The 19,179-nt window shown below is 62.0% G+C and carries 13 protein-coding genes, 1 tRNA gene and 6 pseudogenes; 11 read left to right on the top strand and 9 right to left on the bottom strand.

Going from position 1 to position 19,179, the window contains the following annotated elements; all coding sequences use genetic code 11:
* Positions 1-689: 689 nt before the first annotated feature.
* The 3 genes and pseudogenes from AC2RP6_RS37595 (at position 690) to AC2RP6_RS37585 (ending at position 5,376) form a co-directional block, all read left to right on the top strand.
* Positions 690-1,577, top strand: coding sequence for a hypothetical protein (locus tag AC2RP6_RS37595; RefSeq protein WP_486450663.1), 888 nt, complete (start codon positions 690-692; stop codon positions 1,575-1,577).
* 136 nt (positions 1,578-1,713) lie between these two features.
* On the top strand, positions 1,714-4,128 hold the full coding sequence (locus tag AC2RP6_RS37590) for a hypothetical protein (protein WP_486450662.1): 2,415 nt from the start codon (positions 1,714-1,716) through the stop codon (positions 4,126-4,128).
* Between the two features lie 86 nt (positions 4,129-4,214).
* Positions 4,215-5,376, top strand: a pseudogene (locus tag AC2RP6_RS37585) (IS630 family transposase).
* A 46-nt stretch (positions 5,377-5,422) separates the two neighbouring features.
* Here the strand turns inward: AC2RP6_RS37585 and AC2RP6_RS37580 are convergent.
* Positions 5,423-5,626 (bottom strand): annotated as a pseudogene (locus tag AC2RP6_RS37580) (transposase); the annotation flags it as partial.
* A gap of 431 nt (positions 5,627-6,057) precedes the next feature.
* Positions 6,058-7,504: pseudogene (locus tag AC2RP6_RS37575) on the bottom strand (NF041680 family putative transposase).
* A gap of 173 nt (positions 7,505-7,677) precedes the next feature.
* Between AC2RP6_RS37575 and AC2RP6_RS37570 the strand changes: the two are divergent.
* Positions 7,678-8,187 carry a protein phosphatase gene (locus tag AC2RP6_RS37570; RefSeq protein WP_486450661.1) on the top strand — a complete coding sequence of 170 codons (510 nt, stop codon included), beginning with the start codon at positions 7,678-7,680 and terminating at the stop codon, positions 8,185-8,187.
* Positions 8,188-8,445: 258 nt separating this feature from the next.
* On the opposite strand, the gene AC2RP6_RS37565 is transcribed toward AC2RP6_RS37570, so the two are convergent.
* The gene (locus AC2RP6_RS37565) at positions 8,446-9,183 is read right to left on the bottom strand and encodes a transposase domain-containing protein (RefSeq protein ID WP_486450660.1); all 738 of its coding nucleotides are present in this window, start codon (positions 9,181-9,183) and stop codon (positions 8,446-8,448) included.
* Positions 9,184-9,337: 154 nt separating this feature from the next.
* On the opposite strand from AC2RP6_RS37565, the gene AC2RP6_RS37560 reads away from it, so the two are divergent.
* The gene (locus AC2RP6_RS37560; protein WP_486450659.1) at positions 9,338-11,977 is read left to right on the top strand and encodes a LuxR C-terminal-related transcriptional regulator; all 2,640 of its coding nucleotides are present in this window, start codon (positions 9,338-9,340) and stop codon (positions 11,975-11,977) included.
* Between the two features lie 322 nt (positions 11,978-12,299).
* Here AC2RP6_RS37560 and AC2RP6_RS37555 read toward each other — a convergent pair.
* A pseudogene (locus AC2RP6_RS37555) lies at positions 12,300-12,661 on the bottom strand (transposase); the annotation flags it as partial.
* Positions 12,662-13,750: 1,089 nt separating this feature from the next.
* Between AC2RP6_RS37555 and AC2RP6_RS37550 the strand changes: the two are divergent.
* Positions 13,751-13,876, top strand: a complete 126-nt coding sequence (locus AC2RP6_RS37550) for a hypothetical protein (protein ID WP_486450658.1) — start codon at positions 13,751-13,753, stop codon at positions 13,874-13,876.
* Positions 13,877-14,130: 254 nt separating this feature from the next.
* Here the strand turns inward: AC2RP6_RS37550 and AC2RP6_RS37545 are convergent.
* The 3 genes from AC2RP6_RS37545 to AC2RP6_RS37535 all read right to left on the bottom strand — a co-directional run bounded on the left by AC2RP6_RS37545 (position 14,131) and on the right by AC2RP6_RS37535 (position 15,096).
* Positions 14,131-14,204: transfer RNA gene (locus tag AC2RP6_RS37545), tRNA-Lys, on the bottom strand.
* Positions 14,205-14,233: 29 nt separating this feature from the next.
* Positions 14,234-14,635: an STAS domain-containing protein gene (locus AC2RP6_RS37540; RefSeq protein ID WP_486450657.1), complete on the bottom strand. Its 402-nt coding sequence runs from the start codon at positions 14,633-14,635 to the stop codon at positions 14,234-14,236.
* Positions 14,635-15,096: an ATP-binding protein gene (locus tag AC2RP6_RS37535; protein ID WP_486450656.1), complete on the bottom strand. Its 462-nt coding sequence runs from the start codon at positions 15,094-15,096 to the stop codon at positions 14,635-14,637. The genes AC2RP6_RS37540 and AC2RP6_RS37535 overlap by 1 nt, the downstream gene beginning before the upstream one ends.
* A gap of 427 nt (positions 15,097-15,523) precedes the next feature.
* On the opposite strand from AC2RP6_RS37535, the gene AC2RP6_RS37530 reads away from it, so the two are divergent.
* The 4 genes and pseudogenes from AC2RP6_RS37530 to AC2RP6_RS37515 all read left to right on the top strand — a co-directional run.
* Entirely contained in the window at positions 15,524-15,790 is a 267-nt protein-coding gene (locus tag AC2RP6_RS37530; RefSeq protein ID WP_486450655.1) for an ATP-binding protein, read from the top strand.
* Positions 15,757-16,071, top strand: coding sequence for an ATP-binding protein (locus AC2RP6_RS37525; RefSeq protein ID WP_486450654.1), 315 nt, complete (start codon positions 15,757-15,759; stop codon positions 16,069-16,071). The genes AC2RP6_RS37530 and AC2RP6_RS37525 overlap by 34 nt, the downstream gene beginning before the upstream one ends.
* Before the next feature lie 125 nt (positions 16,072-16,196).
* Entirely contained in the window at positions 16,197-16,364 is a 168-nt protein-coding gene (locus AC2RP6_RS37520) for a hypothetical protein (RefSeq protein WP_486450653.1), read from the top strand.
* Positions 16,365-16,506: 142 nt separating this feature from the next.
* Positions 16,507-16,605: pseudogene (locus AC2RP6_RS37515) on the top strand (IS481 family transposase); the annotation flags it as partial.
* 35 nt (positions 16,606-16,640) lie between these two features.
* Here the strand turns inward: AC2RP6_RS37515 and AC2RP6_RS37510 are convergent.
* A pseudogene (locus AC2RP6_RS37510) lies at positions 16,641-17,057 on the bottom strand (IS5 family transposase); the annotation flags it as partial.
* A 104-nt stretch (positions 17,058-17,161) separates the two neighbouring features.
* On the opposite strand from AC2RP6_RS37510, the gene AC2RP6_RS37505 reads away from it, so the two are divergent.
* Entirely contained in the window at positions 17,162-18,253 is a 1,092-nt protein-coding gene (locus tag AC2RP6_RS37505) for an IS630 family transposase (protein WP_486444440.1), read from the top strand.
* A gap of 21 nt (positions 18,254-18,274) precedes the next feature.
* On the opposite strand, the gene AC2RP6_RS37500 is transcribed toward AC2RP6_RS37505, so the two are convergent.
* Positions 18,275-19,149 (bottom strand): IS5 family transposase gene (locus AC2RP6_RS37500; RefSeq protein WP_486444433.1). Its coding sequence is split into 2 segments (ribosomal slippage): positions 18,275-18,756 and positions 18,756-19,149, totalling 876 coding nucleotides; the frame shifts between segments, so codons are not numbered across the junction.
* Positions 19,150-19,179 lie beyond the last annotated feature (30 nt).

Here is a 19,179-nt window from a genome sequence, read left to right as displayed (position 1 = left end):
CCCTAGCGCCCTCACGCGCCACCCCGCAGTGGGTATCCCTTTCCGTGGGTCCGCGCCGTCCGTACTTGCCCCTGGCGCCCCGGCCACTATTCTCGGCCACAGCCCGACGGGCCCCTGAGGCGGTCTTATGGCCTGGGATCCGTGCGAGGGGCAGGCATACGGCCTGTAGGTCTGCCACATCACCACCACAGCCCTACCGCTCGCCGTCCTTGTCCTCCACCTGCACGACGCAGCAGTTGAGGCGCATATGTAAAGGTTCGCATCAGCGACGGCGGATCTCAGACCTTCAGCATCGCCGTGTCGGGACCTATTTAAGAAAGTGCGACCTTAGCGCGTGTACACAGGCCGGCCAAACCGGGCCGCAGTTCAAAAGGGAAGGGGTTCGGTTCTACGCCATCGGAAAGCGAAGCCGGCCAAGTCGGCACGATTTTTGATCGTTCGATCATCGGAGTGCGCGAGGGGCATCGCCAACCCTTGGAATCTCTGATCGACACACCTTTTCCATTGGTATTTGTGACATTCAGATTCGGAGTCATGCCGCCGAGGTTCTGCTAATGCGATGTCGATTGCGGAATCGCCCGACCGCCGCCCGCCTCTATTCTCACGTCGGCCTTCGCCTACGGAAAACGCGCAACATTCTCTCGCGTGCACATGCACGACATCTAAGGTTCCTGCTGCCCGCATAGAATTTGGCTTCCAGCACCACTTCGCAGCGTGATCAGGTCCGAATCCTCAAATCCGGCATCGCATTTATGATGGAAAACATCGAACGCCACGTTCTAATGGAAGGGTGGGTGAGGCAGATGCATCACCGTGGACGCGTTTTACAGAGTTTCCGATCACGACTGACCTGGGCGGTCGGCGGGTTGGGAGCCACTACGGTCCTAACGGCGCTTGTACAGGTCTCACTCTTCTTCGGCGCAGGCGTGATCATAGTGGGACTATTGATCACAGCAGCGGCACTTTTTCTTATAATGATAGGTGTAAGGCTGGGAAGAAAAAAATGGACGTCGATAGTTGGTCTAGTGGTGATGGTGCTGCCGCCGTTCGTTGGCCTGGGGGCCATCGACTCTCCGCTGTTCGGCGCGATCACCACGGGTCCCGTAGCTCACGCGTCTACGGCGTGGTGGCTGTGCGGTTACCGCTTCACCGATGGGGAATTACTTCCCGACTTTTCGCAACAGCATCTGTCTGTCAGTTATTCACGGCAGCGGGGAGAACATTTCACAGCAGCCATTGTCGCTCCCGTTGTGCCGCAGGGCTGGACATCGGCTGATCCAGTGCGGATTTGGGCAGTAGGAAAAGGCAGTACTCCGCCATCTGGCTGGAACCAGCCTCTGCGTGGAGGTGTTCGGCTACGCAAGCCGGATTCACAACACGAACGCGCCGCTCGTGCAGCCATCGCGGATGCCAAGCGACAGGGGCTAAGCGCGTCTGCGGATTACGTACTTATCCGCTGGTCTGCCGAGCCACAGCGGGAACAACATGAAAATTGGGGTACCCTGCTACAAATCCTGACCGCTGCCGGTTCCTGCTGGATCATATTGGTGCTCATCTTCGGCGTCCGTGAGGGATGATAAAATTGCCCACTAGGCTTTAAGGGTGCAACAGTGCCTCTGCCGTCCACTCTTCAAAAATTCTCGGAGGCAGATGCGCTCAGCTCGTTTCTCGAAATCAATAGAGGATACTGAGATGCAAATTAATATCATTAGAATGCATATAGGCAATGCTCGGTCCAGCATAGAAACGCGCCGCTTTGACGACGCATCCTCGGCCTTAGATGAGGTCGAGATCTCATTCTCTGATGATCCTCAAAAGTGCCCCGAGGAGTTACTTAGGGAAATCGCTTCCCTACGATACGAAATTGAGAAAAATCGCGCCGCCGAGGAAGTGGAGCGAATCGTGAGACGGGCGAAGGGAATAGTTGCGAGGGCGCATTCAGAATTCGAATCAGCTTATGCTCATGAACACATTGAGAACACCCTACAAGAAGCCGAGATGCTCTTCTCTCAGGTGCCTGTAACTCACAGTGAAGAATCCGAAAAGAAAATTTCTGCGCTTCGTATGCGGTTGGATTGCAATCCCTGCAATTCTGATTCCGGTGGCATTGAGGAACCGGAGCCCGCCATGGAGACTTCCGTCCTGTCTGATGAAGAGGTGCAGAGGATCGTCCGGGCAGCTGGTCTGCATCTGCGGAGAGTTGAACTACAGCTTGAGCAAGACTATCCGCTTGACGCAATCGAAGAGACTCTCCGCAGTACGGAGACTTTACTAACCGGCGTTTCTCCCATACATAAAGTACAGCTTACCGCTAGAATTTCCGAGATTCGGACATGCTTGAGTGTCGATTATGCGGCTCCCTCGAATTCTCCCCTGACTGAACATTCCAGCATCGCATCAGGTGAGATCTCTCGGAACGATCAGGCCGGGCTCAACGCGGCGAAAAATCTGATTGCTTATGCCGTAAGTACGTTGGAGCGCCCCAATTTCGGTGAATATGAGCGTATGAGTGTAGAGCAGACACTAAAGGAAGCGACCGATCTCCTCATTGCCATTTCCCCGGCACATCGAAGGCAGCTTGTAGAGCATATCCGCACAGTCCGCACAGACCTCAAACGAACGGTCGCGACTGAACGCAGGAGAACTGTGGAGAGTGAACTCAACCGGCATCTTCGTACAGGGGAAGAGATCGGAGACGGGTTTTCTCCGCGTTATACGAGAGAGGCTCTGACCAGAGTTTCCCAACGGCTTACTGATGGCGACGTGCAGGCTAGTCTGCCTCCGGAAACGCTGGATAACTTCATGGCACGTCTTGTTACCGCGAGGACGAACCGCGCAGCGGCAATCAAGACTTGCGCGCTTGAGGGGGCCCTACCGGTTCTTAAAGACCTGGAAGCGCGTGCGGAAGCCAATCCTTTTTTAGAGAGTCTAGACGAGTATGGAGCCTACCGTGTCATGAGAGATTTGCAGAATCTCCGACTTCGGGTAATCGGCCTGCTCCGAACGTATACAGAAGACGTAGATGCGGTTCAATGCGATCCAGATCTGGCTTCGATTGAAGCTCGGCTCTCAGCAATAGATCAAAGAATATCTCAAGAATCCGCGGCATGGGGGGCATCCGTCCGCAGAGCTAAGATTTTATCTCTGCTAATTGAAGCAAGAAACCGTATCGCTGGCTGGCAGGATGAGACCTTCTCTTACACATCGGACTATCCCTACCTAACACCGCACCTTGAGCTTATACGCACCTATCGAGCGGCAACAGATCCACGGATTTTGGTTCAGGATCCTGAAATGCAGGAGATTGTCCATGAGACCGCGGACGACCCAGAGGTTGCAAGAATTCTTTGCGATCTTAACAGTGCCCATAAAGATGCCACAAATAAAATAGCAAACATATATCATCAAATTTTGGAAAACCTTGAAAAGCTTCCCACTCCAATAAGACTTGAAGACCGGCTTCGCCCCGAAAAATTCACGGCTGCTGTTGAGAGAGATTTGCGCGACACGCTTCATCTTGACGCGGTGAGGAGGAGGGCTCGCGCACTCGATGACCGCTTCAAGGCAGAATATTCCGCCATTCTAGAAGAACAGCAGGAGTCCTGGAATGTGCTTGAACAGGAAGCGAAATCTACATGGCAAAAGATTCTCTCATCAGTCGAGCCGCGCGTCGCAACAGACCTCACGGTAGCGAATTCGGAGGGCAATGCGGTACTACTTGAAGGAATTTTTAACCGATCTGGATGGGAATTCGGTGGATGTGATTTTGCTTTCTCGTGGAACGGACTTCCTGTCGGAGGTAACTACGACCTTCACGTCTTGAGAGCGCTCGAGCATGCATGGTACGAACTGAAGTTTACCCAGGCTCTCAGCCCTGAAATGCCGGCAGTTAACGACCGCATCCCCTGGGACATCATTGCCGTCGTCGCTGGCCCAGGCCGAATCAGAGAGCGAAAAACAGATATAAAGGAAGACGTTCGCACCAGGCAGCTTCTTTGGGAAGAGGAGACTTGGCCCATGGTCGATTGTACACTCATCCAAATAATCGCGCTGCGTGCCGGCCCCATTGCTGTAGGCCCGCAGCATCCCTGGCCGTCTTCCGCGGCGGGCCGGTTACTTCCCTGGTGATTTGGTTGTGAGTTGATTCGGCAGCACGTGAGTTGCTTTGCGTACCAATTCGCGGGTTTGGCTGACGGGCGCTGGCTGGCTTCGGTGTGCTGTGGGTTGTGGGTGGCAGCAGGCTGGAGGCGCTGGTCCTCAGTGGGGCCGGGTGGCAGGTGTTGAGCAACTGGGTCAGGCGTCGGGCGACCGCGCAGGGTCTGGCTCTGCGGGCGAGGATCGTGCTGGCGTGCGCGGTGGGTGGGCCGAACCTGGCGGTGGCCGCCCGGCTGGGAGTGGACCGGGGCACCGTCGCGAAGTGGCGGGCCCGGTTCCTGCGAGACCGGCTCGATGGACTCGCGGACGAACCGCGGCCCGGGGTCCCGCGGACCATCACCGACGCCCAGGTGGAAGAGGTGGTGGTCCGCACCCTGGAGGAAACCTCTCCTGGCGGGACGCACTGGTCCAAGCGGGAACTGGCCAAGGCCGTGGGCATCTCGCCAGCCAGTGTGCTGCGGATCTGGCATGCCTTCGGCCTCCAGCCGTGGCGGACCGAGACCTTCAAGATCTCCCCGGACCCGTTCCTGATCGAGAAGATCCGCGACGTCGTCGGCCTGTATCTCGCTCCGCCGGCGAACGCGGTGGTCTTCGCGGTGGACGAGAAACCGCAGATCCAGGCCCTTCAGCGGACCGCGCCGGTGCTGCCCATGATCCCGGGGGCGCAGTTTCGACTACGTCCGGCACGGCGCCGTCGACCTGTTCGCCGCCCTGAACACCGCGACGGGCAAAGTGATCACGAAACTGTCCGCGCAGCACCGGGCAGTGGACTTCCGGGACTTCCTCGACGAGATCGACCGCCAGACCGACAAGAGCCTGGCGGTCCACGTGATCTGCGACAGTCTCTCCGCCCACAAGGCGCCGGTGGTGCACAGGTGGCTTCTGGCGCACCCCCGGTTCCAGCTCCACTTCACCCCCACCTACTCGTCGTGGATCAACCAGGTCGAGCGGTGGTTCGCCAAGCTGGAACAGCGCTGCCTGGAGCGCGGAGTGTTCTGCTCACCCAACGACCTCAAAACCGCACTCGAAGGCTGGATCAAGGTCTGGAACGACGACGCCGGCCCTTCAAGTGGACCAAGACCGCCGACCAGACCCTCAACCAGATCTGCCGCCACTGCTCACGCATCTCCGAACCAGATCACTAGGTTCGTCGCACGACGCAACCCCACTTCGGTAGCGGAGTTCCTGAGAGCGAACCACTCAGCACTCCACGGATCCTGACCGTTCGCCGATCCGGAATCCATGGCTCGGAGCAAGCCCGCGTGGTTCACGCTTGTACCAGCAACTTGGAGAGACGCTCGGCCGGGGTTTCCCAGCCGAGCGTCTTGCGCGGACGGTTGTTCAGCTCCGCGGCCACCTCGTCCAGGCGCTGCCTGGTACGCCGGGAAAGATCGGTGGACGGGGAAATACTGGTGCAGCAGGCCGTTGGTGTCTCGTTCGAGCCGCGCTGCCAGGGGCTGCCGGGGTTGCAGACCTCTCACGGCATCTGCTCGTCAAGCGGCGGTGGCGAGAAGGTGCGGGAACGCCACCTGTTCTTCGAACATGGTGCGGGTCTGGAGGCAGTGGAAGTGCTGGCCGAGCATGCGGTTGAACAGGTTCCGGAAAGCCGCCGCACGGAAGTCGCCATGTGCCCGTCGGCGGCGGTAATGGGCAGGGCCGGCGGGCGCGTAGCGCACGGCGCAGGGCCCGCGCCGTGTGCGACTTCCCGGATCCCTGCGCCCCCATCACGTAAAGGGTGGCCGGGTCGTCCTGCGGCGTGATGTTGCTCAGGAACCCGGGGACGATCAGCTCGTCGAACACCCAGGCGTGCTCGCTGGCGGACAGCCGGTGGTAGGCGACGCCCGGCGCCACCGTGAGGGGCTGGGCCCGCCGTAGTAATAGGACACGGTCTAAGCTTGTGCTTTATGGTCTGACCCGGTCGCGTTCGATGATGCTCTCGGGGCGCCGGACAGCTTTGCCCACGTCGTAGCGAGTGGCCGGCGGCTGGTTCTTCGAGCCGAGCGGCCTGCCGGGGCCGGGGCGCGACGGTTTCGGCGCACGGGCTGGACAGGGCAAGTCCGGGCGGCGGTTTCTGAACCCCCGACGGACCCGAGCCGGGGTGAGCCTGTTTGGCTCCATTGGCCGCTCCCAGGGGCGGCGGACGTCCTCGGCGAGCGGCCGGGCGAGCCGGAGCTGGGCGTGCGCGACGATGATCAGCCACGTCCACCGGTCTGCTGCTGCCGGGGTGCGGAACTTCGGCCGGGTCCAGCCGAGGGTCTGCTTGCGGAACGTGTGCTCCAGGTCGAAGCGTCGCAGGAACGCCTGCCGGCGCAGATCGACGTCGGCGCCGGCCATGCCGGTGGCCGAGGACCACAGCCACAACGGCAGCGGGACTCCGCCTCCGGGTAGGTGATCTACCTGCAGACGAATCAGGGTCCTTTCGATGATGGGGAGTTCGTCTCCGTGGTCAATCCATGCGGAGCGGGTGGTGAGTCGGGGGTGGATGCGGTCCCATGCCGTCGCCCGGGCCGTGCCGTAGCGGTCGGTGACCTGGACGGTCGCCGTGTCCGGCTCGCCCCAGGTCTCGGGCTTGGCGAAGCGGAGCTCTTTGCCGTGCTTGGGAGGCCCCCCGCCCCGGGGGTAGGCCTGGGAGTACTCCAGCTGCGTGGGCGTTGCCCGGCGCACGACGCGGTCCGAGCGCATCCGCCCCAGGACCTCGACGGGCAGCCCGTCGAGCAGGTATGCCATGCGCGGGGCGTCGTAGCCGGCGTCGAATACAACCAGGATGTCCAGATCACCCTCGCGCCACCGTCCACCGGCGATCAGTTCCCCGACGACACGGCGGACCTGGACCGCAGTGACCTTGGCGACGTCGTCTGCCGGACCGAGCCTCACCACGTCCAGCAGCTGGCACCAGGACGTGCGGCCGCTCTCCAGCGCAGCGACGAACGGGTATGGCCAGCCCGGGATCATCAGGTGCTGGTCCCGGCCCCGGCCGAAGGTATGACAGAACAGTCTGTCCGCGCTGCACTCAGCGTCCAAGCGCAGCCAGTTGCTCACATCCACAGCCAGGACGAGCCGGTTGTCGGCCACCTTCGGCTGCGGCACCGCGGCGAGAGTCCGCCGCAGCCGGGCAACATCGATGTGGCCGTGGTTCAAGGGCCGCAAACAGGGCGCCGTGGCCGCGGCGGTGCTCGGCCAGCAGCGTCAAGTTCACCGGCGTCCGCACAGGCCCGTCCGCGCACAGCATCGCGTTAGTCAGCTCGAACAGTTCGTCACGGTGCGCGGTCAGACACCCACAGAGGTCGCTCCGGAAGCGTGACGCTTCCACGAACGCTTCCAGTTGGGCATCAAGTTGCGGCACGCTCATCCTTACGGCCTTCGTCACGGCTCGGTGTAATCCTTGGTCGGAGCACAGAATCGGACGAAGGCCGCTCGCGTCTCCGGAGGATCCCCAGGTGGGGGACCGAGTTCGCCGGGCTGTTCGAGCCGTGTGGCAGGCCGAGGGGACAGACTACGCCGTCTCGGCGGAGGGGAAGGCAAATGAAGACACGTCAGAAGGGCCGCGGCGTGCCAGAGCCACATGCCCCCTGGAACGAGGTCGTGCCAAGTCTGTGGATGGGCGGTCACCAGTGGACCGACGCCCTGGGGGAAAGCCGTCCAGTGGTTGTTGGGAAGGAGTTCGGCCTGGTCATCGGCCTGTACACCGGCCCCGGTCACGGACCCGATGCGAACATCGACCACCTGGTCGCGGAGATTCCTGACGGACCCCTCGTTGCCGCGCAGATCCGCACCGTCCAGCAGCTCGCCCACACCGCGCCCGAGCCGTCTAGGACGGGCGACCGTCCTGGTCCGCTGCAACGCCGGCTACATCCGCTCCGGCCTTGTCATCGCGCAGACACTCATCGAGCTCGGCCGCGACTCGACGGCACCATCGACCTCGTCCGACAGAAACGATCCCCCTCGGCCCTGAACAACCGACTCTTCGAGGAGTACCTCAACACCGGCCTCGGCGTTACCCACCTCCTCGCCGGGCTGGACACGCTCACCTGACCGGATCGGGGCTAAAGAACAAGGTTAGGGTCTGTTGCGAAAGTGGATTTTGTTCGCCATGGTCGTGGGTCGTGGGTCGTGTGGACCTGACGAGTGGCCAGTGGGTCCGGCTTGAGCTGTTGCTGCCGCGGGGCATCAAGCCGGGGCGGCCGCAGGTGTGAACGCGGCGGCAATTGATAGACCGGCGTAGGGTGGTGGTCCCGGACTGGTGGTCGGTGGTGGGGTGTGTCCGAGCGGTATGGGCCCGCGGGATCGGGTCTATGACTTGTTCCGTTGCTGGCAGCGGGTCGGCACCTGGTCCGGATCCTGACTCGGCTCCGGGCCGAGGCGGACGCGAAGGGCCTGATCACCTGGGAGGTCAACGTGGACTCGGCGGTCTGCCGGGCCCATCAGCACGACGCCGGCGCGGTGAAAAGGGGGGACCTCCAAAAGGAGCTGCCCGGCGGCGTCGAAGATGGCGTGGGTGCCGCACGCGGCCAGCACGGCCGCCCTCGCCTGCGGATGCGCGCTCTTGTCCTGCCCGCGGCTGATGCTAGGACGCCCGAAGAAGGCGGCGTTGGCCTCGGTATCGGGCAGGTCGAAGGTGGTGCCGTCCACCGCGACCAGCCGCCAGCCCCGGTACCACGATCCACTCGTCTCCTCGGTCGCCACCGGACGGCACACCCTGGTGAATATGGCCTTGAGCGGCTCCGGGCCCAGCCGCAACCGGGCCCGACCGATCGCTGCGGTGGTCGGCACCCGCCACATCCCCTTCCACCGGCCCATCTGCCCCAGACCATGGGTGAGGAGCCGTGCGACCTTCACATATCCCTGGCCGGAGAACAGGCACATCGCCAGCACGAAATAGACGACCACCCGGGCCGGCAGCAGCCGGTAACGCAGTTCGGCCCGGCCACACTCCGCGATCACCTCGTCCAGCAACTCCGGCGGAAACGCCTGGGTCAGCACCCCGAGCGCAATCCGATCCGACAACCGCTCGCCTGCCTGCGCCTTCATCTGCCGGGTCTTGCCACACCTCACCCAACGACCCGAGAACACACCAAAGTCACCAGTATCGTGTCTAGGGCCATCCGATGCGCATCCCTTCCCAGCATAGTACGATTATATCTCCTACATCACCGACAATTCGGGTGTATGCGAGGGAACCGAGATGAGCAACTACACCGCACTTTCCAGCCGGTGGCCCATGATCGGACGCGCCAAGGAATTGTCCGAGATAAAACGCATCTGGGAGCAAAGCCGCAAGGGCTCTGTGTTCATATACGGCCCTGCCGGAGTCGGAAAAACTCGACTAGCTGAAGCTGCGCTGAGCCAAGCGGCCGAGCTTGGTTTGAGAATCGCACGTGCTACGGCGACCCGATCAGCCTCTGGAGTACCGCTAGGAGCGGTAGCACATCTTATTCCACCCGGTGTCGATATGGCAGATCCAATAAAGGGATTTGCGGCAGCCGCCCAGATAATTCGTTCGGCGCATGCAGATCGCGGACTGGTCCTACTGGTGGACGACATCCAATATCTAGATACCTCCTCAGCTCTACTTCTCGAGCACCTATTGGGGGCTGGCGCGACCCAAATTATAGGGACGATTCGTTCATCTGATCATCTCATCGACGCTGCAGCCGCCCTCACTTCGGGCGAGGATTCGCGAAGATTCGAGTTGCAGCCTTTCAGCCGCCAAGAATGCGCAACTGCCCTTGAAGAAGTCCTCGGTGGACCTATCGGCAGACGAACCTTGCATGAAATGTTCAACGTTTCGGGAGGCAACGCTCTCTACCTACAAGAACTTGTACGTGGCGCGTTGGAAGAAGGACTATTGACATACACTGGAGAGATATGGGACCTAGCCCCAGGACCTGTGCCCACCACCCCTAAGCTGTCAGAACTAATTCAAGCTCGCCTTGATTCCGCCGGGACCGAGGCGCAAAAACTTCTTCAGCTTATATCGCTATGCGAACCAATTTCGATGCGCGATGCCGAAGCCGTGGCCAGCCCAGCTACTATTCACCACCTAAAACAAAGCGGAATTATAAATTTCAGCGTAAACGAGCGGCGAACCCTTGTCGCTTTCGCGCACCCCATCTACGGTGAAACGGTGAGTGAGAAAATTTTGGCTTTGCGCAAGCGCGATTTTCTGCTCCATCAAATAAATCGAATACGTAAATCAGGTGCTCGCCGACGAGAAGATCCCCTACATCTTGCAACCTGGCAGCTAGCCGCGCTAGGTACTACTGAACCTAAACTGGCAATCAAAGCAGCCACCCTTGCTCGACATGCCCATGACATGGGCCTGGTGGTAAAGCTATTGCAGGCGCTGTCGGAGGAGGATCACACTACTATGACTCGCCTCATGCTTGCGGAGGCGCTTTGGATTCAAGGGATGCGTCAAGAAGCCGACCGGATTCTCGTGACTGCAGATAGAGAGGCCAGAACAGAGCCAGATAGGCTCTCAGTGCTAGTTACTCGCTGCGTACAGAGATTCTACTCGGAAAGGAGAGGTGAGGCGCTTAGCCTTCTCGCAGAGTCCAAATACGACTTTTCCAGTCCCGCTAGCCGGCATTCACTAAATATTTCAGAGGGCTGGATTCGCGCGATCTCTTGGGAACCCTACGCCGGTTTGGAAATTCTTGCAGCCCTAGAGGATACACCAACAGATGCACAAGATTTCACATCATGGCTTTGGGCGGCAGGCGTCAGACCTCTAGCGCTCATAGCAGTCGGACGTTCGAATGAAGCTGTCGATTGGTCGAAACACGCGTATTCTGTGCACCTTAACCGAGCCAGCGAGCCACTCATACCGCATCCTTCCATGCACTACAATCCCATGCTGCTCGCACTTGCTGAGGCCGGGCATCTGACTGAGGCCAATGCGATTGCCGAGAGGGTCTACACGCAGGTCATTGATGCTCGCGATCCTTTTACCATGGCGTATATGCCGTTCTCGTTTGCTCGGTGCGAATACTTCACCGGGCACCTTAAAGAGGCGCGCCTTTGGTACGCCGAAGGTGCGAAGATTGGCCCCGATTATAATCATGTAATTCTCCATCAACTGACGCTAAGCGGTTTGGCTGCCACTGCAGCTCAGCTGGGAGATCTGGACACAGCAGAGCAGGCTGTAAAATCAGCATCTGCGCTGTCACCAACGGGTTATCTGGTCGGCGAGGAGCGACTTGGCGAGGCTTGGATCCTGGCGGCACAAGGGAACCTTGCCGAAGCCTGCTCCGTCTTACGGGCCGCTGCGGCGCAAGCTCGCAGTTCAGGCTGGCTGAACTCTGAGATGCTGCTTTTGACTGAAGCTCTTCGCATCGAAACCGATTCAAATTCTGCCGATCGGCTAATCGAACTTGCTCAACAGTTCCAGGGTTCCCTTGCCTCAGCCCGGGGTAACTTTGCGCATGCCTTGATTGCCGCAGACCCCGTCGAACTCCAGCTATGCGCCGACGAGTTTGCGGACCTGGGTGCGGACTTGTTGGCCGCCGAATCCTTTAGCCGCGCAGCGACAATCTACTACCGCCTAGGGCTAACCCGGAAAGCCAACGCAGCAGCAAACCTCTCGGCAAAATATATATCCCGGTGCCCAGGAGTTCGCACGCCCCTCCTTACGGCTCCGATGGTGGCATCACGCCTCACAGGTCGCGAAAGTGAAATCGCACATCTCGCCGCTGCGGGAAATTCGAGCAAGAGCATAGCGGAACTTCTAAACCTCTCGGTTAGAACAGTGGATAACCACCTTCAGCACGCGTATACGAAACTGGGCGTCACTGACCGTCGTGAATTGTCGGCCCTTCTTTAAAGCGGCCTTAGATAGTCCCACAAGCCAGTCAGGTTGGCACGACCCCACCTCCGGGAGCCATCCTCGCGAGCGCAGTATGCACTTCTGGTCGTTTTTCCGGCACTAAACGGGCGTTCGGGCCGCACCGAAGCTTATGAAACACCAGTGGCGGTGCTCAGTGTTGTACGTCCAGGTATGCATCGTGCTCGGCATAGTGATGACCGCCCGGCACCTCTCCGAGGCGTCGACCGGGCTCCGTCCCGCCAGGATGACCCCGCTTCGAGAACGTCGTAGGTGAGTTCGACTTCGAGCAGGTAGGTCATGCAAGACGACGGTGCGTCGTGGATATCTCGGTTCCCGAGCCGAGCACTTTCACGAGGCCGTCGACCGAGCGGGTGGAGACGCCATGGACGTCGGCCTCCATGATGACCACGTAGAGAGCCTGGTCGCGCCGGCGGCACACGAGCAGGCTGGGGACCAAGCTCCTGACCCGCAGTTTCGGGATCGCGAGCTCGATGTCACTGGTCTGTGCGGTCAGCGTCTTCACACGTCGGCCGTTGCGCTAGGTGGTGTGAGAGGTGGTATGTCGCCGCACTGTGCGCCGATCTGCAAGGTGGCCTTGGCCTCGATCAGTTCCTGCAGCAGCCTTTCGGCGATCTTGCGGACGAATTCAAGGCCATGGGCCGAATGTAGTGGCTCAAGCACGCGAAGTAGATCATGCTGAGTAAGGTCACCGTGTACCCCCTGGGATCGAACTGCCCGTTCGTCCCGGACAGTTGCACGGTGCCCCGCCAGTTGAGCAGGTAGCACTTACCGACAGACGGCGCACTCGGGGGAGCAGTACGCGCGCACTCAACGGCGAAGATCCCCTACACCACGCAGCGAGACGCCATCCGTGCCCGTACCGCCGATGGTGGGAAGCTGCCCCGGATGCGCAGCAGCCTCCGGGGGTGGGCTGAGGGCCCAGTCAGGCTTTATCCCTTTCGGGTGAAGGCGGAACTTCCCTGTTGACGTGCTGAGTGTCCCCGGAGGCCGGAAGGTCGTCGAGATTGGAGATGAGTGAATAGGTCCCATGCGCCCCACGGCCGGATCCGCGTGGTTCGCGGCCTCGACACCCCCCACCTCTTTGATCCCAAGGCCCCCCAGCCCCTGAGCACCTGCGACGCCATCCACCTGTCCAGCAGGTCAGGACATATGAGCGGCGCCGGATGAAGGCTGAACCCCTGTTCGGCCCTGTGCCGGTCGCCCGGATCGCGCGGTAGCGGTACATATAAGGGCACGGGTCGGCAGGTTGATATGCCGTGCCAGCTGCCCCGGGTCGGGGAGCCGTGACTAATCCCCCCGAGAGTTACGGCTCCCTTCTCCGGTACTCCGGGCAGGCTTCTTCCTTCTCTGCTACCGCTGGCAGTGATGACAGCAGCTATCCACGCCAGGCGCAATGCCGCCGATAGGCGTATGTATGTACATATGCTGCATATAGGCCGTTGTGGCTGGCGGGCAAGCCCTCTCGCTGCTTGTGCCGTCTATGCCCAAGCCAACGTCCTCAGAAAATATGGGGTACCTATTTCTGCTGTGGCGGATAGTAAGCGGAAGAGAAGTGGAATTCCCATATGGGAGTGCTGTTGCTGTGAGCCAGTCTGCGGGGTCGGTGTCTGCGATGAGCCGTGAGATGCAGGAGTGCACTGAGGCGTGCACGGCGTGCCACAGTGTGTGCGGGAAGACGATGAGCGCCTCCATGCAGATGCGCAGTGCGCCGTCGATGCGGGCGGGCGGGCGGTCATGAACTGTTCGGAGATGACCCAGATGCGCGCAGACATGATGACCCGCCGCTCCCCGATGGCCGCCGACATCGCCGATATCTACGCCAAGGCGTGTGATATGTTCGCACAGGCGTGTATGGCCATGCAGGAGATCCGATGATGATCCTGTGCGCTGAGGAGTGTCGTCGCTGAGGGCAGATGTGCCGGATGACGGCAGCCGAGCCGCTAGGTAATGGGACGCCTGACCTAAAGCAAGCCCGGGACCGCCATACGCCCCGGACTCATGGTAGGGTCTGCCGGTCTCACACAGGTAAGCCTCTTCCGTCCCGGCGCTGCTTGATCCTTGAGGCCGCTATCGGCTGTAGTGATCTATTCTGTCTTCGCCTCCGGGAGGTCGGGGTGAAAGAGACTCTGTGGGGCGGGTGGGGCTCGAACCCACGACCTACGGATTAAAAGTCCGCAGCTCTGACCAACTGAGCTACCGCCCCTTGCTCCTGGTGAGAACACACAGATCATCTCACGGCATTACGCCCCACGAAGACACAGTTTTGAGTAGGTGGAGGGTGCGCTGGAAATGGGGGTGGAGACCGGTGAGGTGGAGGTCCGTGCCGGCGGCGTGGACCGTGCCAATGAGGCGCCCGAGTACGTGCAGGCCGTTCATGTCGCAGAAGGCGAGGCCGGTGAGGTCCAGATACAGATGGCGGGGGTGGCCGGACAGTGCTGTGCTGACCGCCTGGTCTATGAGTGGCGCGGTGGCCATGTCGAGCTCTCCGGTCAGGCAGAGCAGCACCATATTGTCGTACCGCAGGCTGTGAGCTTGCAGTAGTTCGTCGGCTCGCACGGCCGCCTCCGGGTCCGAGGGGGGCGAACGGTTTGCTCCCCTTTTGACCAGTGTGCCGGTGGTGGGGCTTTTGGGCATCAGGTCAGGATGCAGCAGTCGGCGTCGAGGTCGGCCCAGTGGTCGACGAGCCCGTCGGTCTCGAGGCCGGCTCCGGCCTGGTCGGCCAGGGCGGTGGTGATCGTGTCGCTGCGGCCGTGCTCATCGGCCGGGCGGTGGGCCGCCCAGTTCTCCGGGGCGATCTGGGGGCCGCCGTCGCTGACGTGGACCCGGACGCGGCCGCGTTGGTCGGCGGTGGCGTGCAGGTGGAGGGCGACGGGCGGCAGGGCGTGAGTGACGGCATTGGTGACCAGTTCGGAGATGACCAGCCGGGCGTCGTAAATCTGTTTCTCGGTAAGCCCCCAGGTCTCCAGCACCGGGCGGGCGGTGGCCGGCGCGAGCGGGCCGTATTCGAGTGGCAGGCGGAAGATGTGCTCACCGGTCGGCACGGCATATGGCGCGGGGCGCGGCTGCCGGGCCGGGGAGATCATGGTGGTCGTCATCGCAATCACTGCCTGTCCAGTGGGGCCGGGATGCTTTTTCTGATACTCCCAGTACACGCCACGCAGCACAGAAAAACCTGAGCCGAATGAGGAGATTTAAGGGACATTGGGGATGATGGGTTAATAGGGCTCTCGGTGAGAGAAAGTATTTCAAAGCAGGCTTGAACTGCAGTTTCGCGGGTCGGTGCCAACGCGCATCTCCTGGGTCGGTGCCCTGGCGCATTCGGGCCGTGTTCGCGGAGGCAGAGCCTTCCCGACGAGGCAACCGCAAGGGCCGTCGTCAAGAAGACCAACCACTCCGCGGCTTAGCTCTGGTGGCGGACCGTCCCGGACGGCATCAGCATCAAGGCAGGCCAGAACGGCACCGACAAACTGGCCGCGCAAAATGGACCTGCGTAAACGCAAGCTCGACGGAGCTGCGACTACCTTGAACGACATCGGCTTCGCCGCCCAGCCCGGCGTCGACGAGAAACTCATCCGCGGCCTGGCCACCTTGAGGTTCCTCGACGACGCCTCCAACATCCTGTTGGTCGGCCCGCCTGGTGTCGGCAAGACGATGCTGGCCGTCGCACTCGCCCGCTCCGCCGTCGATGCCGGCCACCGCGTTTACTCACCGCCAAGTGCCACAAGGCCGCGCTCCAAGGCCGCTGGTCAAGCATCATGCGGTTCTTCGCCAGCCCCCGCCTGCTCGTGAGCGACGAACTCGGCTATCTCCCGCTGCCGGGCGACGGGGCTTCGGCCCTCTTCCAGGTGATCGTCCAGAGCTATTTGAAGTCGAGCACGATCCTCACGACAGATGTCGGTATTGCAGATTGGGCATATACTTTCGGCGACACGACCGTTGCCGCCGCGATGCTCGATCGGCTACTGCACCGCGCGGCCGTGGTCGGTATCGATGGACCGTCCTACCGGCTTCGCTCGCACCAGTCGCACTTCGAAAACCTCCGCAAAGGAGTGACCGGACGTGCTGGTTGAATTCCGGGATTGCGCCATCTGCTGGACGTCATTTCAGGTCAACCCCAGTGCGGGGGTTCGGCACACCTACTGCACCCCGCTGCAAAGCAGAGGCAGGCCTACGTTGTAATGCTGAAAGCAAAACGATGACGGCAGCGTCGCCAGATCCGGCATCACTCGCGCCCACGGCGTTCTGGGACTGCCCGCACTGCGACAAGCCCCTCACCATCGTCGCGCTGCTGGCCACCCCCGAGGTCGCACGACCTACCATCCCGGTGGCGAACCCGGACGTCATTCCAATGCGCCGCAATTGAGAGCGCAGGTCAATGACCCTGCCGACCGCCTAGATGTGTTGTCCCGGGACGTTGGTGACACGCGTGCTGGGTTCTTGAAATGGGTGAGGGCTTCCGGGTTCGGTGTGGATTGCGACATCTGCACCGAGTTCAGGAGGCCCTCGTGGTCCACCGTAATGCCCCGCTGACCGAGACCGGACGACTGCGTCTGGCGCGTTGTGTCGTGGACGACGGCTGGCCGCTATGGCGGGCTGCCGAGCGTAACGCTGGTGCGTCGCCGGCCTGGCCGGGTGTGACGACGAAGGCCAGCGGGCGGCAGAGGCCGTCGGCGGCGAGGTGGATTTTCGTGGTCAGTCCGCCGCGGGACCGTCCGAGGACATGGTCGTGCGGCTCGCCGGCCGGGGCCCCCTTTTGACGGGCCCCGGCGGCGTGCTGATGGGCACGGACGATCGTGGAATCGACCGCAACGACCCACTCCAGGTCGCCGTCGGCGTCGGCCTGGGCGAGCAGCCCGGCGAAGACGCGGTCCCACGTACCGTCGATCGCCCACCTCCGCAGCCTGCTGTAGGCGCCCTTCCACGAGCCGAACCGCTCGGGCAAATCCATCCACGGCGTGCCGGTGCGGTACTTGAACGCGATCGCATCGATCACCTGCCGGTGATCACGCCACCGCCCACCCCGCTTCGGCGTCCGGTCCGGCAGCAACAACTCGATCCGCGCCCACTACGCGTCAGTCAACGACACACATCAACCAACGATCAGATGATCCGCCGGACACCCTCTAGTGACCTGAGTCGGAGATTCGTCGTTGGTTGGGCGTGAGTCGTCCTGGACCCAAGGTCGCGCCGTTGTCTGTGACCGATGTCCAGCGGGCAGTGCTCGAGGGGTGGGTGCGTCGCCGTTCAACAGCCCAGGTGTTGGCGTTACGGTCCCGGATCGTGCTCGAGTCTGCCGGGGGACATTCGATTGCGGAGGTGTCGCGCCGTCTTGGGATCGCTCCCGAGACGGTCCGCACCTGGCGGCGCCGGTTCCTCGACAGAGGCGTGGAAGGCCTGCATGACCAGCCGCGACCCGGCGTCCCTCGGAAGATCACCGACGCGGACATCGAGCGTGTGATCGTCAAAACTCTCGAAGAGACACCAAAGAACGCCACACACTGGTCGACCAGGTCGATGGCCGCGGCGACAGGGATGTCGCAGTCGGCGATTTCGAGGATCTGGCGGGCCTTCGCCCTGGCCCCCCACCGGTCCCAGACCTGCAAGCTGTCCACGGATCCGCTGTTCATCGACAAGGTCCGCGATGTCGTCGGCCTCTATCTCGACCCGCCGGAGAAGGCCTTGGTCCTCTGCGTGGACGAGAAGTCGCAGATCCAGGCCCCCGACCGGTCCCAGCCGGTCCTGCCGATGATGCCCGGCGTTCCCGAACGCCGCAGTCACGACTACATCCGAGCCGGCACCACCACCCTCTTCGCGGCCCTCGAAGTCGCGACCGGCAAGGTCATCGAATCCCTCCACCGCCGCCACCGGGCAGCGGAGTTCAAGAAGTTCCTGGCCAAGGTCGACAAGGAGGTGCCCGCCGACCTGCAGGTCCACCTGATCCTCGACAACTACGCCACACACAAGACACCGGAGATCAAGAGGTGGCTGCTGGCGCATCCGCGGTTCCACCTGCACTTCACACCCACCAGTTCGCCGTGGCTGAACCTGGTCGAACGGTGGTTCGCCGAGCTCACGCAGAAGAAACTCAAGCACGGCGCCCACCGCTCGGTCCAGGCCCTCGAACGGGACATCCGGGCCTGGCTCACCGACTGGAACGACCACCCACGACCCTTCGTCTGGACGAAGACCGCCGACGAGATCCTCGACAAGGTCGCCGCCTACTACAACCGAATCTCCGACGCAGGTCACTAGGGCCTGTTGTGAAAGTGCTGGTCACAGCCATTCGTTGATGGCTGCGATCAGCACTGTCGCTTCGTAACGGACGGCGAGTTTGTCGTACCGGGTGGCGACGGCCCGGTGGCGCTTGAGCCGGTTGATCCCGCACTCGACCGCGTGCCGCTGCTTGTAGTCGTCCTTGTCGAACTTTGGCGGGCGCCCGCCGCGCGATCCGCGCTTGAGGCGATTGCGGACCCGGTCCGCCGGAACCGGGATGGTGGCTTTGATTCCGCGTCTGCGCAGGTAGGAGCGGTTGCTGCGGGAGTCGTAGGCCTTGTCTGCCCGGACCCGGTCTGGCCGCTTGCGCGGCCTGCCGAGCCCGAGCCGGGGCACCCGGATCGCCTCCAGGACCGGCTCGAACTGCGGGGAATCACCCCGCTGCCCAGCCGTGATCACCACCGACAGAGGCTTCTGCCCCTGCTCGACCGCGAGGTGGATCTTGCTGGTCAGTCCGCCACGGGAGCGTCCGAGACCGTGGTCGGCCGGCTCGACGAACACTCCGCCGGGCGGCTCCTTCTGGAGGTCCCCCTTTTTGCCGCCCCGGCGGCGTGCTGATGGGCCCGGCAGACGGTGGAGTCGACATTCACGTCCCAGGTGATCAGGCCCTTCGCATCAGCCTCGGCCTGGAGCCGCGTGAGGATCCGGGCCCACGTGCCGTCCCGCTGCCAGCGCCGGAACAGGTCATAGACCCGGTCCCACGGCCCATAGCGTTCGGGCACGTCCCGCCAGGGAGCGCCGGTTCGGGTCCGCCACCGTATGCCGTCTATCAGCTGCCGCCGTGTCCATACCTGCGGACGGCCCGGCTTGATGCCCGTCGGCAGCAACGGCTCAAGCCGGGCCCACTGGCCGTTCGTCAGATCTCCACGTCCCACGACAGGTGATCATCAACGAACAAGATCCAC

The sequence above is a fragment of the Streptomyces sp. WAC03905 genome (assembly GCF_057371075.1).
The sequence above is the reverse complement of the archived record's forward strand: the minus strand, read 5'-3'. Positions and strand labels throughout refer to the sequence as shown.

What these genes read in the sequence shown, in the direction of transcription:
- AC2RP6_RS37590 (WP_486450662.1), top strand. Translation starts at nt 1,714, where the DNA reads ATGCATATAGGCAATGCTCGGTCCAGCATAGAAACGCGCCGCTTTGAC.
- AC2RP6_RS37570 (WP_486450661.1), top strand. Translation starts at nt 7,678, where the DNA reads ATGAAGACACGTCAGAAGGGCCGCGGCGTGCCAGAGCCACATGCCCCC.
- AC2RP6_RS37565 (WP_486450660.1), bottom strand. Translation starts at nt 9,183, where the DNA reads ATGAAGGCGCAGGCAGGCGAGCGGTTGTCGGATCGGATTGCGCTCGGG.
- AC2RP6_RS37560 (WP_486450659.1), top strand. Translation starts at nt 9,338, where the DNA reads ATGAGCAACTACACCGCACTTTCCAGCCGGTGGCCCATGATCGGACGC.
- AC2RP6_RS37550 (WP_486450658.1), top strand. Translation starts at nt 13,751, where the DNA reads ATGACCCAGATGCGCGCAGACATGATGACCCGCCGCTCCCCGATGGCC.
- AC2RP6_RS37540 (WP_486450657.1), bottom strand. Translation starts at nt 14,635, where the DNA reads ATGCCCAAAAGCCCCACCACCGGCACACTGGTCAAAAGGGGAGCAAAC.
- AC2RP6_RS37535 (WP_486450656.1), bottom strand. Translation starts at nt 15,096, where the DNA reads ATGACGACCACCATGATCTCCCCGGCCCGGCAGCCGCGCCCCGCGCCA.
- AC2RP6_RS37525 (WP_486450654.1), top strand. Translation starts at nt 15,757, where the DNA reads ATGCGGTTCTTCGCCAGCCCCCGCCTGCTCGTGAGCGACGAACTCGGC.
- AC2RP6_RS37520 (WP_486450653.1), top strand. Translation starts at nt 16,197, where the DNA reads ATGACGGCAGCGTCGCCAGATCCGGCATCACTCGCGCCCACGGCGTTC.